Origin of the sequence: Extibacter muris, from assembly GCF_004345005.1 — a bacterium.
GTDB classification, from domain to species: Bacteria; Bacillota; Clostridia; order Lachnospirales; family Lachnospiraceae; genus Extibacter; species Extibacter muris.
Map to the genome: position 1 here is coordinate 1 of NZ_SMMX01000058.1, position 833 is coordinate 833.

General features: G+C 49.0%; 2 protein-coding genes. Both read left to right on the forward strand.

Annotated elements, in window-relative coordinates:
- A partial coding sequence (locus E1963_RS23585) for a hypothetical protein (protein ID WP_201272084.1) occupies positions 1-353 on the forward strand: 353 nt, incomplete at its 5' end.
- Positions 354-416: 63 nt separating this feature from the next.
- The coding region (locus tag E1963_RS23595) for a hypothetical protein (protein WP_201272085.1) at positions 417-833 on the forward strand (417 nt) is incomplete at its 3' end.

The following is an 833-nucleotide window of genomic DNA, read 5'->3' on the forward strand; positions in this document are numbered from 1 at the left end:
AAGGGGAGAAAAGAAAGGAAGAGAGGAGGGGGAAGAGGAAGAGAAAAGAAGAGAGAGAAGGGAGAAAGAAGGAGGGGAAAAAGAAGGGAGAGAAGAGAAGAAAAGGGAGGAAAAAAAGAAAAAAAAGAGAGATAATGGAGGGAGAAGGGAGGAGGAAGAAAGAGGGGAGAGAAGGAAAGAAAAAGAGGGAAAAGGAAAGGAAAGGAAAGGGAGGGGAAGGGGAGGAGAGGGGGGGAGAAGGGGGAGAGAGAGGAAAAGGAGAAAAGAAAAGAGAGGGGGAGAAGGAGAGGGGAGGAGGAGGGGGAAGAAGGGAAGGAAAAAGAAAAAAAAAGGGAGAAAAGGGGGAGGTATAAAGTTTCTAATCTTGAGAGGGGTGAGAGGGAGGGGGAGGGGAGGAAGGGGAGGAGGGAGGGGGGATGAGGGAGCCTTGCGGGAAGGGAAAAGGGGGGGGAGGAAGAAAAGAGAAAGGAGAAGGGAAAGAATCTTGCAAAGGAAGGGGAAAAGAGAGGGGAGGAGAAAAAGAAGAAGAGGAGAAAGAGATGGGGAAAAGAGAAGGGAAGAAGGGGTTTACTTTCAGAAAGGAAAAGGGAGGAAAGGAAAGAAGGAGAGGAGGGGGAAGGAGGGGAAAGGAAGAGAAGAGGAAGAGAAAGGGAGAGGAGGGAGGAAAAGAAAGAAGAGGAAAAAAAGGGGAGATCTTAATAGGAGGAGGAGGAAGAAGAAGGAAAGGAAGAGGAGGGAGGAAAAAGAGGAAAGTCGGGGAAAGAGGAGGAAAGAAGGGCGAGAGAGAAGGAAAAGGGAAAAAGAGAAGGAAAGAAGAGGGAGGGGGAAAAAGA